Source organism: Thiocapsa rosea (assembly GCF_003634315.1).
Classification (GTDB): domain Bacteria; phylum Pseudomonadota; class Gammaproteobacteria; order Chromatiales; family Chromatiaceae; genus Thiocapsa; species Thiocapsa rosea.
In genome coordinates, this window is sequence record NZ_RBXL01000001.1 from 654,632 (window position 1) to 668,277 (window position 13,646).

Consider the following 13,646-nt stretch of genomic DNA (forward strand, 5'->3'; position numbering starts at 1 on the left):
GCCTCGGCACCGCGCGAGCGGATAGACGTCGCAGCCCTTGTCCAGCATACTCCGAGCATGAGGTTTCGAGGTCGGTCCCCTATTGATCGGCGTCGCAAATCGTTCCGACCGAGCCATCCCCGACACCTGGTCTGCGAGTGAGTAGCATGAGTATCGATTGGAATGCCTACCCCTCAGAGGGTTTTTACGACGAACTGGTCGCGGGCAACGGGCACCGTGCGATCGCCGGCCTGCTTGCCGATCTCGAGGCACTCGGCCCCGAGGAGCTGGTGGCCCGCCAGGAGGCCGCCGATGTCTCGATCAAGGAGATGGGGATCACCTTCACCGTCTATTCGGAGGAAGGCGGCGCCATCGACCGGACCTGGCCCTTCGACATCATCCCGCGGATCATTGCACAGTCGGAGTGGGAGCGTGTGGATGCCGGACTGCGCCAGCGTGTGCAGGCCCTGAACCTCTTCATCGACGACCTCTACCACGATCAAAAAGTCATCAAAGACGGCGTCTTCCCGGCCGAGGTCCTCGCCAAATCGGTGAACTTCCGCCCCCAGTGCGTCGGTGTCGACCCGCCCTTGGGAATCTGGGCGCATATCTGCGGATCGGATCTGGTGCGCGACGCGGACGGGACCCTCTACGTCCTCGAAGATAACCTGCGTGTCCCCTCGGGCGTCTCCTACATGCTGGAGAATCGCCTGGTTACCAAACGCGTGCTGCCCGAGCTGTTCGAGCACTATGCACCGCTGCCGGTCGATGATTATCCATCGGAGCTCTTCGACACCCTCGCGGCCCTCTCGCCGCGTCCCGCGGACTATCCCGCGGTGGTCGTGCTGACCCCGGGCATCTACAACTCGGCCTATTTCGAGCACTCCTATTTGGCGCAACAGATGGGTTGCGAGCTGGTCGAAGGGCGCGATCTCTTCGTCGACAAGGACGACTGCGTCTACATGCGCACCGTCGACGGGCTCGCCCGCGTCGATGTGGTTTATCGCCGCATCGACGACCTCTTCCTTGATCCCGAGGCTTTCCTGCCGGACTCCGCGCTCGGCGTGCCCGGACTCATGCGTGCCTGGAAGGCCGGCAACGTCGCCTTGGCCAATGCGCCCGGTGCCGGGGTTGCAGACGACAAGGTCGTCTATGCCTTCGTGCCCGAGCTGATCCGCTATTATCTCGACGCCGACCCCATCATCCCGAACGTCCCGACCTACCGCTGCATGGAGCCGGACGCCCTGGCCTATACGCTGGAAAACATGGAACGGCTGGTGGTGAAGCCCGCGAACGAGTCCGGCGGTTACGGCATGCTGGTGGGACCCGCGTCGACCAAGGCCGAGCGCGAGCACTTCGCGGAGCTGATCAAGAAAGACCCGCGCAACTATATTTCCCAGCCTGCACTGAAGCTCTCGACCGTGCCGACCATCATCGGCAAGAAGCTCGAGCCGCGTCATGTGGATCTGCGCCCCTTTATCCTCTCGGCGGACCGCCAGCAGGTCACGATGGGCGGGTTGACACGGGTGGCGATGCGCAAAGGGTCTTTGGTGGTGAACTCGTCCCAGGGCGGCGGCAGCAAGGACACCTGGATCGTGCCAGAGCCGCCGCAGGCCGAGGAATGAGCGGCCGAGCCGTCGGCATGGACCGACGCGAATCCAATCGAGCATAGGGGTCGGAACGCATGCTCTCGCGTGTTGCAGAAAACATCTACTGGATGGCCCGCTATGTCGAGCGGGCCGAGAATACCGCCCGTATCGTGACGGTCAACGCCAACCTCCTGCTCGACCTGCCGAAAGGCATCGCGCCGGGTTGGAGGCCGTTGGTCGACATCACGGGGGCGAATGCGCTTTTCGAGGAGCATTACAAGGACTATAGCGAGCGCAACGTGGTGCGCTTTTTTATTGCCGACGAGCGCAATACCGGATCCATCGCCTCCGCCTTGATCGCGGCACGCGAGAATTGCCGCACCATTCGCGACTTCGTACCGCGCGAGGTCTGGGAGCTGCTCAACGAGATCTATCTGTTCGCCCGCGAGGACCTCCCCAAGGGAATGACGAAGGGCGGCCGGCACGCGTATCTCAAGCGGGTGATCCAGGGTGCGCAGAACATCAACGGCCTGCTCTCCGGGACCATGCTGCACGACCAGGGCTATGATTTCCTGCACCTCGGGCGCTTTTTGGAACGTGCGGACATGACGACGCGCATCATCGACGTGCGCTCCGCCAATCTGCTGCCCGAGGAGACGACCGAGCTACGGCCCTTCGAGACCATACAATGGGTCAGCGTGCTCAAATCCATGACGGCCTATCAGGCCTACCGGCGCAGCGAGCAGATTCGCGTGCTGCGTGGTCCGGTCCTGCGTTTTCTCTTTCAGAACGGGAGCTTCCCTCGCTCGGTCGTGCACTGCATCGAAGCGCTACGGGCCAGTCTTTCGAAGCTACCACGCAACGAATCCGCCTTGCGCGTCGCAGGACGCCTCAAGCGTAATCTCGAAGGGACCGAGCCGCGTCGACTCAATCAACAGCAGCTGCATGCCTTCATCGACGACCTTCAGGTCGGGATCGGCGAACTGCACGAGGAGCTTGCACGGACCTGGTTCCCGCCGCCTCCGGAGACACAGACCCAATCGCAAACCCAGGACTAAAACCGAATCGAAGTGAACGTAGGATGGGTAGAGCGAAGCGAAACCCATCCTTCAAACTCCGGCGCCCCCGACCACACCTACGCAGCGAACCCCGTCCTTCTCGCCGAACCGGGAGCCAACGGTGACCCCAGACCCTCTGTCGATCGTGGATGCCTATCTCGTCGCCCAATTAGCACGGGACTACGAGACGATGCGCGGCCTTCTCGCCGACACGGGGTTTTGCTATCGCAGTCCGATTGCGAGGTTCGACCGAGCGGACGACTTCATCCAGTACGCCACCCTGTCGAGCGGCATCATCCTCGACAGAGAGATCCGCAAGGTCTTTGTCGACGGCGAGGACGTTTGCCATTTCATGACCTATCGGATCCAGATCTCCGAGAAGCACGCCGTCGAAGCGGCGCAATGGGCGCGCGTGCACGAGGGTCGGATCCAAAGGATCGAAGCGGTCTTCGACGCCTCGCTCTATCGCGAGCTCTTTCCGAGCGACGAGCCCGCTCCCTGAGCCGCCCTCATTGCGCGACGCGCAACCAGCGGGCCAAGGTCTCGCGCAGCGCGGCGAGCTTGACCGGCTTGGCGAGATAGTCGTCCATCCCGGCCTCCAGACATGCCTCCCGATCCCTGGCCATCGCGTTGGCGGTCATGGCGATGATGGGGGTGTGCAAACGGCCTTCGCGATGCTCGCGCTCCCGCCATTGCCGCGTTGCCCCGAGACCGTCGAGCACCGGCATCTGCATGTCCATCAGCACGGCGTCGTAGTGCTCGCTCGCGAGTTGCTCGATCGCCTCGGCACCGTTCTGAACCAGAATCGGCTCGATGCCGAGCCGCATCAGCATCCCGATCGCCACCTGTTGGTTCACCGGATTGTCTTCGGCCAACAACACCCGCCCCTTCAAGGGCCGATGCCGCATCGGCGCCGCGCCTTCGGTCGGCTCGGCCATATCGGGAAGAGGCTCGAACGGCAGTCGGATACGGAACCGAGAGCCCCGGCCGAAGGTGCTCTCGACCTGGATGTCGCCGCCCATCAGCTCGACCAGATCCTTGCTGATCGCAAGACCGAGACCGGAACCGCCGAAACGCCGCGTCGTGGAGCCGTCAGCCTGAACGAAGGGTTTGAAGAGGCGTTCGAGCTGCTCGGGCGTCATACCGATCCCGGTGTCGGAGATCTCGAAGCAGAATCGGCTACGCTCGTCCTCCTCCCCGCAAATATCGACACGCACCTGGACCTCGCCCGAGAGCGAGAACTTCACCGCATTGCCCAAGACGTTGGTCAGGATCTGTCTCAGACGATGAGGATCACCCAGCACGCGCGCGGGCAACCCCGGCGGGACGAAGCACAGCAGCCCGATCTGCTTGCTGCGCGCGCTCGCCGTGAAGAGACCGGCGACATCCTCGACAAGGCGGCGCAGATCAAAGGGGATGCGCTCGAGATCGAGTCGCCCGGCCTCCATCTTGGAGAAATCCAGGATGTCGTTGATGACAGTGAGCAGACTCTCGGCGGAGGTGTGCGCCACCTCGACCAACCCCTTCTGCTCCGCACTCAGGGGCTCGTGCGCGAGCATCTCCAGCAAGCCGAGCACGCCGTTCATGGGCGTGCGGATCTCGTGGCTCATGTTGGCAACGAACTGACCCTTGGCGATGCTCGCCGATTCGGCCTGCTCCTTGGCGATCACCAGGGCCGCCTCGGTCGCGCGCCGCTCCTGGATCTCGCGCTCCAGATCCCGGTTCAATGCGGCGATCCGCTCCTTTTCCTGCGTCAAACTGTCGATCAGATCGAGGTTGACGTGTCCCAGCTCGAGCGAATGGCGAAGGGTGCGATGGTAGCGACGCGCGTTCAGCCACATAAAGACGGCAAACAGCAGGATCAGCGCAAGAAAGGTATAGGCAAGCTCGTCGCCGATCACGATCATCCGCAGCGCGAAGGGCACAAGCGCACCGAGCATGTACGAGAGGTAGGCCACCAGGCAGGGGCTCAAGCTCGGAATCGCTCCGGCGACCATCCCGGAGATCACGAAACCGAGAAAGACCTGATAGGTCAACACGTGGCTGGGGAGCAGGAAGACCGAGAGGCCCCAGGCGAGGCCCGTCGCGGCGGCACCCAGCGCGAATCGACGCGTCCAATCGGTCGACGAGCGGGCCTTGCCGGCGCGCCTGTAGCGCATCATCAGGAGCCCGCGGGCGACCAGGATCACGACCAGCGCGGCAAACCAGATCCAAGCCCCGGCCGGGGAGGACACCAGGCTCATCGCGGCCGCCACCAGCACGGCATTCGCCGCAGTGATGACGAGACTGGCGGGAAGCTGCTCGAACAGCAGACGCGTCAGATCCGCCTCGATCCGTGCACCCGTCGCGGGGGTGTGCGGCAGTGCGTCGCCACGCTGGGGCATGATCGATCAACCCTGCCCGGACTCGACGAACGGACCCGCAGACGCGGAGGTGTCGAGTGCGTGCGCGAGGTCACGCCACGTCATGCCGGCGAGCGCCGCATCGATCGCCCGATCGAGTTCCGTCTCGATCCGTGCGATCTCCCCGTCCGGAAGGGTTCCTCGGCAGCCGCTCTCGCGCTCTTCGAAACAGCGCACCGCATCGAGTATCGCTTTGACCGAGATACTGTCGGTTGCGCGCGCCGGGACGAAGGTGGGCGAATCGCCGGCGGTACGAATCAGAAACCCCGACTCCTCGAGCACGCCCAACATCCGCTCGGCATTGGTCTTGGGAACCTCGAGGGTCCGCGCAAGCTCGTCGCTGCTCCAGGGCCGCCCGCCCGACTCATAGCGCAGGGCCACTTGCCCGGCAAGGATCAAGGCAAGACGTTCGCGCTGTCGATTGCTCAACTGCAGATCGCGCGAGCGGATCCTCAGATACTCGGGGTGTTGGTGATAGAAGGCGATGCTTGCGCCGATCAGCAGGATCAACCAGGCGATGTAGATCCAGATCATGAAGAGGATCAGGATCGCCAGACTCGAATAGACCGCCATCAGGCGCGTCGAGCTGGCCATGACATAGGAAAACATCCCGCCGATGAACTCCCAAAGCAGCCCGGCGATGAGCGCCCCGACAACAGCCGAAATGATGTGAACCCGCGTGTTGGGAACGAAGACGTAGAAGAAGGCAAAGGTGAGCGAAATCATCATGTAGGGTCCGAGCTGCCCCAACGTATGCCAGACATGCCCGAACGGCTTTGCCTCGATGATCGCTTGAACGAAGGCGTTCCCGCCGAGCGAGGCCGAGAGCCCGACTGCAGAGAAGAAGAGCACGGGGCCGACGAGGATGACGCTCAAATATTTGCTGAAACGCTGCGCAAAAGAGCGTTGCGTGGAAACGCGCCAGGTGAAGTTGAAGACCTGCTCGATCTTCTGGACCAGCGAGATGACGGTGTAGATCAGCAATGCGAGCCCGACCGAGCCCAAGACGCCCACCCGCATGTTGTCGACGAAGCCGATGATCTGGATCGTGATCTCCACACCGCCCTCCCCGAGCGGGGCGAGCACATTCAGGAGCAGAGGCTCCAATTGATTATGGACGCCGAACCCCTTCAAGACCGAGAAGGTCACCGCCAGCAGGGGCACCAAGGCCAAGATGGTCGTGTAGACCAGACTCATGGCCTGAAGGGAAAGATAGCCTTGTGTCAGATCGCGGGTCAGCGCGTAAATCAAACGTCCGAACCAGATCGGAAGGGCCTTCCAGGGCGGCATCTCATCGAGCCGACGACTCCAGAGCAGCGCGTCGAGGCGCTCGGACACGGGCATGGCGTGGTTCATGTGCGCTCTCTCGGAGAGGAGTCGGACGGCACTTCCGGCCGCTTGCCGTCGCTTCATTATATCGGGTCGCCGCACCTTGTCGCTGCGACATGGCCACGGATTTACGACGACTTGAAGCCTGTTCACGTCCGCTCCATATCCCCGAAGGCGCAACAATACCCCGCTCTGAACACCCCTCATGATCGATCTGTTTCGCCGGTCAGCGACTGTCTTCCATCCATCGACGAGCAACCCCTCATGCGTCCCCCCTGTACCCTTCTCGCGGCTTTAGCCGTCCTTTCCTCGTCCGTTGCCTTTGCGACGGACGAGCCGCAAACCCTGACGCCGATGTCCAAGGACATCCAGGCGCCAGAGTTCGACCTCCAAGGTCCGGCCGGCGAGCCACAACGGCTCCTCGATCATCGCGGCAAGCCGATCATCCTCAACTTCTGGGCGACCTGGTGCCCACCTTGTCGCGCCGAGATGCCCTCGATGCAACGCGCCCACGAAACACTCGCCGAGGAGGGCATCTCGGTGATCGCCGTCAACGTCGGCGAAGACGCCGAGACCATCGCGCGATTCCTGAGCGAGACCGATGTCGATTTCCCGATCCCGATGGATATCGACTCGGAGGTCGTACAGAGCTACCCCGTCAAGGGCCTGCCCACCACCTTCGTCATCGACCCTGAAGGCCGCTTCACCTTCAGCGCCACGGGCGAGCGTGAATGGGACGATCCCGCGCTGCTCGATCAGGTGAGGGCGCTCAAGGGACATCCTTGAGCCTAAAAAGAGCAGTTAAAACGCAAAGGCGCAAAGGCGCAAAGGTGTTCAGTGCCTTGGTTCAATGACGCCCTTCACCCAAAGGGTGAACGTCGTTCGCATTGCAGTTTCTTGTTTTCCTTTGGGTCTTTGCGCCTTTGCGTTTTCAAATGCCGGATTTAGGTTGAGCCGCAAGCGCCTAGCGCATGGCCGCCGGATTCATCGTCGCGTCGGTCGCGATCGCCGTACTCCTAGCGAACCTCGACCCAGGCAACCAATTCCGACGCGTATCCCTTCTCGGGGCTCGCGATGCCGCGATAGCTCAGCTCACGCTGCAAGGTCGGCTCGATGTGACCGTGCATCAATTCGGCACGCTCCGACGGCTTCAAGACCGGATGTGCCGCAGACGTTCGAAAGACATCGCGATAGCGCTTTTCGATCGCCGGAACGCGTCTGCCCTCCAGGTCGACGGCGATGGGGATGATGTAGGCACCCGAGCCCGAGCCACCGCCGAAGGACTGCACCCACCACATACTCAGGACGGCCGGTTGTTCCAGGTCGCCCTTCGTGACCGCGCCGATCCCGGCTGGCGACGCGGCTCGCCACTGCTCCGACAGCCGGCTCAGGACCGGATGATCGAGCCCCATCAGCACCAGCTCATCGTCGGTTTGCGCGAGATCCCGGTCCAGCGTGCAGAGGATCGGCGCCGATCGAGCGTCGAGCGTCAGCTCAAAACGGCACGCGTCGATCTTGCGGTAGCGACCGCCCTGATCTTCGACGGCCGCACGCAGGAAGGCGACCAGCCGCGCCTTGCCTTCGTCGATATCGGCGAGAGGCTGGTAGTCGTCCAGGCTGAACCGATCCAGATCCTGAAACAGCTCGAACACCACCCGACGCGCCTCACGGGCGTTGCTCATGGCCGCCTCCAGCTCTTCGCGGGTGCGTTTGAGCTCCGGGTCGGAGAGTGCCTCGCGATAGAGCTGGTCGTAGCTCAGCCGGTCGTTCAACTGACCGATTCGGGAAGCGCCAGCGCGACCGCCGTCGCAGCCAACTCCTCGCCCTCGGCGGTGAATGTCTCCGCCGATTCCGACGACGCGACCACGGCCAATTGCTCTTCGTCCAGCCTGCGCATCAGGCGGAGCTTGAGGTATGCACCCATCTGCGCGTAAAGAGCGGCGCCCCGTCCGGCGTGCAGGCATCCGCCTTGGTCCGGCGGTAGACCACCGCGTTGAGCCGATGGCGTTCCTCGACCATCTCCTCGGGGCTTTTGAACAAGGTCGGATCGAGCAACTGGATCAGCATCCAAAAGCGAAAGTGATCGCCTTGGTGGGGGGTGGCGGACAACAGCAGCAGATCGCGCGCGTGGTCGCGCAATGCCTCGGCGAGTTTGTAGTTCTCGGTCTTGCGGACCTTGCGGACATTGCGATAGGCGGACAGATGATGCGCCTCGTCGAACACCACCAGATCCCAGGTCGGCGCATCCTTCAGCCGTTTGATGCGCGCCGGTCGCTTCAGGGTGTCGACGCTGGCGATGAGGCGGTCGTGCTTGGCGAAGGCGTTGCTCTTGCGATCGGTGACGTCTCCCTCGGTCCCGAACACCTCGAAATCCAGGTTGAACACCTCGTTCAGCTCGCGGTGCCAGTTGTTGACCAGGCCGGCGGGAACGACCATCAGGGCACGGGTCAGCTCGCCGCGGCTGGCCAGCTCACGCAGGATCAGCGCCGTCTCGATCGTCTTGCCGAGCCCGACTTCGTCCGCCACCAGAAAGCGGCGCGGCGCGGCGGTCGCGACCTGATGGGTCAGCACCACCTGATGCGGCAGCAGATCGATCGGCGCCGAGGTCAGTGCAGCCGCGTTGTCCATCAAGGGCAGCGCGTAGGCCTCCAGATGCAGCCAGGCATGGCGCAAGCGCTCCGCCCCGCCCTGAACATTGGCGATGATCTGCTCGGCACGCGTGAGTGCCGGCACAAGCGAAGTCGGGAAGACCTGGCGCTCGCCGCTGACGAAAAAGGCGCGCACGGTCCCGTCTGCCGCAACGGCCACTACGACCCCTTCGCCGAACTCGGGATGGCGGACGCGCTGCCCGGTTTGGAGCTTGGTCTGCATCATCGCAAGGCTCGATCCAACGGGATCAATCCTGAAGGCGCTTCTTGGCGGCTGAATAGACCTGGCTCCGATCCCTCCGCCCGAGCGCAATGACAGTCACGTAGACCACCTCGTCATCGACCCGATAGACGAGCCGATAGCCCACGCCACGCAATTTGATCTTGTAACAATCAGCCATCCCCGAGAGTGCGGCGGAAGGCACGCGCGGATTCGTCATCCGCTGCGCCAGTTTTTTCTTCAACGGTTCGCGAACACTCGGGTCCAACTTGCGCCATTCGGCCAGGGCGAGCTCATGGAAGCGCAACCTATAGTTCATCGAGCGTGACATCGACAAAGGGACCATCGGCGCGCTCACGAACAAGCGCGGCATCTTCGAGGTCCTCTAGCTGAGCCATTAGCCGTTCGTAGAAATCCGCCGACAAGAGATAAGCCTCCGGTTGATTGCGGTTGAACACAGCGACCGGGTGGTCTTCGGCTTCCCGGATGACGTTGGCATAGTTACGTTTGAGTTCGCTGACGCTCACTGCGACCTCGGCGAGGATCGTCTTCATTGTGCCTTACCCCTGATGGCTACCAAGCGCCGCGCCCCAAAGATCCAAATAGAGAGACACGAATGAACAGAGCAGGCGATTTCCGTGAATAGGCATGCCGACTGCGCAAGTTGGAAAGACCTGTCGGGGCGAATTCATTCGCCCCGACACACCAGTCGATCTTATCCCGGAAATCACCCAAGCAGAAAGCGACACGCATCGGCCTGTGCCCGTCAACTGATCCGTGGATGATGCAGCCCGGCCCAATGCTTGCCGTCGTAGTCGGCGCCGGAATCGTCGGTACTCAGCAGGCGCTCGACCTCGTTCTCGGCACCGGAGAAGAGCAGACGACCGATCGGCAGGCCGTCGGGGCCGGCGTCGCGATGCTTCCAGTGGTAGGTCTCGCTCGCGCCATTCATGCTGATCCGGTTGCGGCCGCTCGGCACCCAAAGGATCAGACCGGCCTGGCCCTCGTAGAAGTCCTGAAAGGAAAAGACGGCCTCGCGCAGATCGGTCTCGAGCCACTGGGCGGCGTCTTCGCCGGAGAGGACGTCGAGACACCCTTCGAGCCCGGCCACGATCAGTGCGTCGCCCTCGGCGGCGGGCAGCTCGTCAGGCCAGTCATCCACCAGGTCGAAGAATCGGCGCAGCGACAGCACCGCGCGTGGGGGCGCGAGCCGGGCAAGGACGTCGGCGTCCCAGAGCAGCGCAAAGCCGCGTCGGGACCAGCCCTGGTTGTAGCGCACACGTACCATTCAATCACCTCCTGCCTCTTCTCCGTTGGGTTCGCTGGGATGTGTCCAACCCACGGCCTGGTGAGGACAATCCAGCCAGCGCTGGATTCAATGTCAAGGTGTTCACGACTCACCAGCGATACGTCGTAGTTTCCGCAACAAGTCCGGTTGATAAAAAATGCCATTACGCTGCATTTGCGTGACTGCTTCGTGAAATGAGGGGATCCACCCCTGTTCCTTGGCCTTGAGCAAGACCCCAAGCGTTCCGGTCACCTGCAAGCCAAGCAGCTCGGCCATATATTGCGACCGATACGCTCGTCGATGATCACCCGTTTTGCTCCCAATTTTCGAGCCATGGCCAGGGTGTCGCGTTCGCCCCGATCCAGATTAAGCAACAGACCGGGAAGGTCCAACTCTTCGGAGGGGATCAGCCGAATCCATGGCAATGAAGATAAATCCGGAACCGCGACCGGTCCGCCAGCAGCACATTCTTCCGCAACCGCCTCTACGACATGGATGACGCCGAAGAGACGCGACAGCAAATCGAGTTGCCCAATCCCCGAGAGCGCGATCAATGGCGTGGTGTTGCAGAAGATCACACCGATTCACCCAGCAACGACGTCTCCCGCGCCAGATCATCCGAGCTGTCTTCCAACAGCACTGCACCGGCGTCCATCGCCCGCAACAAAAAGGTGACGCGCGGAATGCCGAGCCATGCCGCGGCGGTGCCGGACGACAAACGCCCCTCACGAAATAGCGCGAAAGCCGCCTGCTCCTTCATGAACCCGGCGAGCCCCTCGGCATTCATGTGCAGACTGACCAGGATCTCCGCTGGGCATTCAATGGCGACGGTCTGATTCATTGAATTCTCCAAAAAGAAGCCGCGCCGGTATCTCAAGGAGCCGTTGGGCACGCTGCGCTTCGCCCAACCTACTGACGCACGAGCCGCGTCTCCGGCAGGTAGTCGCGGAACAGCCGATCATAGGTGAGGATTTGCATCCCCTCGCATTGGGCCTGCGCGATCAGCAGACGATCGAAGGGGTCTTTGTGATGCGCGGGGAGGTCAAGTACGGCCTGGGCATGGCTCGGCGTGATATTGAGCCAGCCGAATCCCTGAGCCCCGACATCCTCCACGGTCTTGCGCGAGGGGAGCGTCATCTTGCCCAAGGCGTGCTTGATCGACATCTCCCAGACCGCAACGGCGCTGACGAAGGCCCCCGTCTGCTGGATCAGCGCGACCGTCTCGGGATCGGCCAGTGCATCCATCATCCAGTCGTACAGGATGCAGGTATCAAGCAGCAGGCGCATCGTCGTCGTCGGCAAAGAGTCGCTGGACCGCTTGGTCGGTCTCGGCTGAACGCCACTCGGTCGAATAGGGCACTTGTCCTTTCCATGCGCCGGGAGGCTTCACGCGGGAGCGCGAATAGGGAACGATCCGGGCAACCGGTACGCCGTTACGGGCGATCAGCACCTCCTCACCGCGTTCCGCCGCGACAATCAGGCTGGAGAGTTGGCTCTTGGCTTCCAACATGTTGACCTGCATTGGCGATCTCCGAAATCATGTTTGGCTAATCTTAGCCAAGTCGATTCAGAGGCGCAAATGGTGTTGGCTTCTGGATCTTGCCAACTGATGCGGAGCCCTTTCATCCCTGCTTATCGCATCAGCTCGATGAAGGGCACGGCCACCTCCAGGATACTCAAGCCGCCGTCCGTGAGCGTCGGATAACCACCCTGGCTTTTCCATTTGCGCCGGCCGTTGACATAGAGGTGACGGCCGTGGGCGCTGTCGATGGCCAGATCGAGCGGCGGCGAGCAGGTGCCGGGCGCTTCGGCGGATTCGACCCCGCGCCCGCTCTTGTAACGCCCCTTGAGAGCGTCGGCCTCGTCCTTGCCGCTGTCGGGGAACTGGCCGCTGGCGCATAGCCGTGATCGGCGGTCAGGATCAGCCGGCGGCCGGTGGCAAGCCGTTCGACCAGGGACCAGAAGGCATCGCCGGTGAGCTGGGCTTCAACCTCCTGCGTGAGCGTCGCGAGGCCCTGGCCGGGGTCGTCGTGGTCGTGGAATCGGTGATCGGGCCATTGGTGCCAGAAGACCCAGTCAGGCTCTGCGCCGATCAGCTTGGCGCAGTCGGCTCAGGCGATGTCGACGGATTTGGTGCGCGCGCCGGGGAGCTTGTGCGCATTGCCCGCGCCGTTGTTGCCGAGCGCGGACCGTTGGGCAAAGCCGAGTGCCTTGGCGAAGGGGGTGGTGTTCGGCGGCAGCTCGGCACCGGTCGGGCGTGCCTGCTGGATGCTGCAACCCCGCAACTCGGCCTGGTGGAGGATCCAGGGCGCCTCGCGCAGCGACAGTGCATCGAGGATGAGCACCGCCCGTCCGGGCGATCGGCTGACCCACCAGTCGCCGAGCGCCTGCGCCGTCCGCGGGACCGAGGCTTCGTAACCCGACCACAAGTCCCAACCGGCGGTCGCCAGCCAGTGGTCGATCTCGCCGAGCGCTCGATCGCGCGCGTGGACCTCGGATGCGGCTTTGGCAGGATTGATCGGCGCCGAGCAGAGGGTCCAGGCGTGTTCGAGGTATGGCAGGTCGAGCCCGCCCCCGCCTTCCAGGACATAGCGGATTTCCTTGGAGAGATGCGTGCTGTCCTCGCCCTGTTGAAAGAGCTTGTCGTTGCGGGCACTGGCGATCAGCTTGGCGCGGGGATTCTCATCCTCGCGGAAGATGAAGCGGTTGCCGTCCTCTTGGATATGGCGGTGCCTTTCAGGCGGCGGCCCTTGAACTCATCGCGTAAGGTCAGGCCAAGCATGCGTCCTCCAACAATTATCCGTTCGTCCCCTTCACCGACCTACGGCCTTCGGCCTTACTGATGCCTGGTTCCCGCTTTCTGTGCCGCCGTCGCCGAGTTTGATCGCGCTCCCGCGCCCGGCCAAATGGCCGGGCGACACGGGCGATTTCGCCTGTTTTACACGGCCTGAAATGTTTCAATCCGCGCCAGGCCTATTGGCCCGGCGATGCTTTACAAATGCCAGGTCAACCAGATGCAGTACGAGGTTTCAATCCGCGCCGGGCCCATTGGCCGGGCGATGCTCCGCGCATCCAATCAGTTGATGCTGCGTAAGGAGCACAACGAGCTTGCGCGATCTTGGCCGGCGGGGCA

At 62.8% G+C, this 13,646-nt stretch carries 19 protein-coding genes; 5 read left to right on the plus strand and 14 right to left on the minus strand.

Annotation, left to right across the window (positions count from 1 at the left end; all coding sequences use genetic code 11):
• Positions 1–146 precede the first annotated feature (146 nt).
• From BDD21_RS02865 to BDD21_RS02875, 3 genes are all read left to right on the plus strand, one after another.
• Entirely contained in the window at positions 147–1,604 is a 1,458-nt protein-coding gene (locus tag BDD21_RS02865; RefSeq protein WP_120795862.1) for a circularly permuted type 2 ATP-grasp protein, read from the plus strand.
• 59 nt (positions 1,605–1,663) lie between these two features.
• Positions 1,664–2,626, plus strand: a complete 963-nt coding sequence (locus BDD21_RS02870) for an alpha-E domain-containing protein (protein WP_120795863.1) — start codon at positions 1,664–1,666, stop codon at positions 2,624–2,626.
• Between the two features lie 121 nt (positions 2,627–2,747).
• Complete coding sequence (locus tag BDD21_RS02875) at positions 2,748–3,128, plus strand: nuclear transport factor 2-like protein (protein ID WP_120795864.1); 381 nt, start codon at positions 2,748–2,750, stop codon at positions 3,126–3,128.
• Positions 3,129–3,135: 7 nt separating this feature from the next.
• On the opposite strand, the gene BDD21_RS02880 is transcribed toward BDD21_RS02875, so the two are convergent.
• Both BDD21_RS02880 and BDD21_RS02885 read right to left on the minus strand, forming a co-directional pair.
• Positions 3,136–5,010 carry an ATP-binding protein gene (locus tag BDD21_RS02880; RefSeq protein WP_120795865.1) on the minus strand — a complete coding sequence of 625 codons (1,875 nt, stop codon included), beginning with the start codon at positions 5,008–5,010 and terminating at the stop codon, positions 3,136–3,138.
• A 6-nt stretch (positions 5,011–5,016) separates the two neighbouring features.
• Complete coding sequence (locus tag BDD21_RS02885) at positions 5,017–6,384, minus strand: YhjD/YihY/BrkB family envelope integrity protein (protein ID WP_120795866.1); 1,368 nt, start codon at positions 6,382–6,384, stop codon at positions 5,017–5,019.
• Between the two features lie 237 nt (positions 6,385–6,621).
• On the opposite strand from BDD21_RS02885, the gene BDD21_RS02890 reads away from it, so the two are divergent.
• The gene (locus tag BDD21_RS02890) at positions 6,622–7,143 is read left to right on the plus strand and encodes a TlpA family protein disulfide reductase (RefSeq protein WP_120795867.1); all 522 of its coding nucleotides are present in this window, start codon (positions 6,622–6,624) and stop codon (positions 7,141–7,143) included.
• 230 nt (positions 7,144–7,373) lie between these two features.
• Here the strand turns inward: BDD21_RS02890 and BDD21_RS02895 are convergent, their stop codons facing one another.
• The 12 genes from BDD21_RS02895 to BDD21_RS02945 all read right to left on the minus strand — a co-directional run bounded on the left by BDD21_RS02895 (position 7,374) and on the right by BDD21_RS02945 (position 12,942).
• A complete protein-coding gene (locus BDD21_RS02895) occupies positions 7,374–8,129 on the minus strand; it encodes a hypothetical protein (protein WP_120795868.1) in 756 nt (251 codons plus the stop codon).
• Positions 8,126–8,254, minus strand: coding sequence for a hypothetical protein (locus tag BDD21_RS28990; RefSeq protein ID WP_281269122.1), 129 nt, complete (start codon positions 8,252–8,254; stop codon positions 8,126–8,128). The genes BDD21_RS02895 and BDD21_RS28990 overlap by 4 nt, the downstream gene beginning before the upstream one ends.
• Positions 8,254–9,231: a DEAD/DEAH box helicase gene (locus BDD21_RS02900; protein WP_211334962.1), complete on the minus strand. Its 978-nt coding sequence runs from the start codon at positions 9,229–9,231 to the stop codon at positions 8,254–8,256. Before BDD21_RS02900 ends, BDD21_RS28990 begins: the two co-directional genes overlap by 1 nt.
• Positions 9,232–9,253: 22 nt before the next feature.
• A complete protein-coding gene (locus BDD21_RS02905) occupies positions 9,254–9,544 on the minus strand; it encodes a type II toxin-antitoxin system RelE family toxin (RefSeq protein WP_120795869.1) in 291 nt (96 codons plus the stop codon).
• Positions 9,534–9,779, minus strand: a complete 246-nt coding sequence (locus tag BDD21_RS02910; RefSeq protein ID WP_120795870.1) for a type II toxin-antitoxin system Phd/YefM family antitoxin — start codon at positions 9,777–9,779, stop codon at positions 9,534–9,536. The genes BDD21_RS02905 and BDD21_RS02910 overlap by 11 nt, the downstream gene beginning before the upstream one ends.
• A 212-nt stretch (positions 9,780–9,991) precedes the next feature.
• Positions 9,992–10,513, minus strand: a complete 522-nt coding sequence (locus BDD21_RS02915) for a hypothetical protein (protein ID WP_120795871.1) — start codon at positions 10,511–10,513, stop codon at positions 9,992–9,994.
• 102 nt (positions 10,514–10,615) lie between these two features.
• Entirely contained in the window at positions 10,616–10,789 is a 174-nt protein-coding gene (locus tag BDD21_RS29150; protein WP_211334963.1) for a PIN domain-containing protein, read from the minus strand.
• Positions 10,762–11,091: a PIN domain-containing protein gene (locus BDD21_RS28195; RefSeq protein WP_211334964.1), complete on the minus strand. Its 330-nt coding sequence runs from the start codon at positions 11,089–11,091 to the stop codon at positions 10,762–10,764. The genes BDD21_RS29150 and BDD21_RS28195 overlap by 28 nt, the downstream gene beginning before the upstream one ends.
• Positions 11,088–11,354 carry a UPF0175 family protein gene (locus tag BDD21_RS02925; protein WP_120795872.1) on the minus strand — a complete coding sequence of 89 codons (267 nt, stop codon included), beginning with the start codon at positions 11,352–11,354 and terminating at the stop codon, positions 11,088–11,090. The genes BDD21_RS28195 and BDD21_RS02925 overlap by 4 nt, the downstream gene beginning before the upstream one ends.
• Before the next feature lie 68 nt (positions 11,355–11,422).
• Entirely contained in the window at positions 11,423–11,800 is a 378-nt protein-coding gene (locus BDD21_RS02930; protein WP_120795873.1) for a type II toxin-antitoxin system VapC family toxin, read from the minus strand.
• Positions 11,784–12,035, minus strand: coding sequence for a type II toxin-antitoxin system Phd/YefM family antitoxin (locus BDD21_RS02935; RefSeq protein ID WP_120795874.1), 252 nt, complete (start codon positions 12,033–12,035; stop codon positions 11,784–11,786). The genes BDD21_RS02930 and BDD21_RS02935 overlap by 17 nt, the downstream gene beginning before the upstream one ends.
• A 589-nt stretch (positions 12,036–12,624) precedes the next feature.
• Complete coding sequence (locus BDD21_RS02945) at positions 12,625–12,942, minus strand: hypothetical protein (protein WP_120795876.1); 318 nt, start codon at positions 12,940–12,942, stop codon at positions 12,625–12,627.
• A 24-nt stretch (positions 12,943–12,966) separates the two neighbouring features.
• On the opposite strand from BDD21_RS02945, the gene BDD21_RS02950 reads away from it, so the two are divergent.
• Positions 12,967–13,356, plus strand: coding sequence for a hypothetical protein (locus BDD21_RS02950; RefSeq protein WP_120795877.1), 390 nt, complete (start codon positions 12,967–12,969; stop codon positions 13,354–13,356).
• Positions 13,357–13,646: the final 290 nt, after the last annotated feature.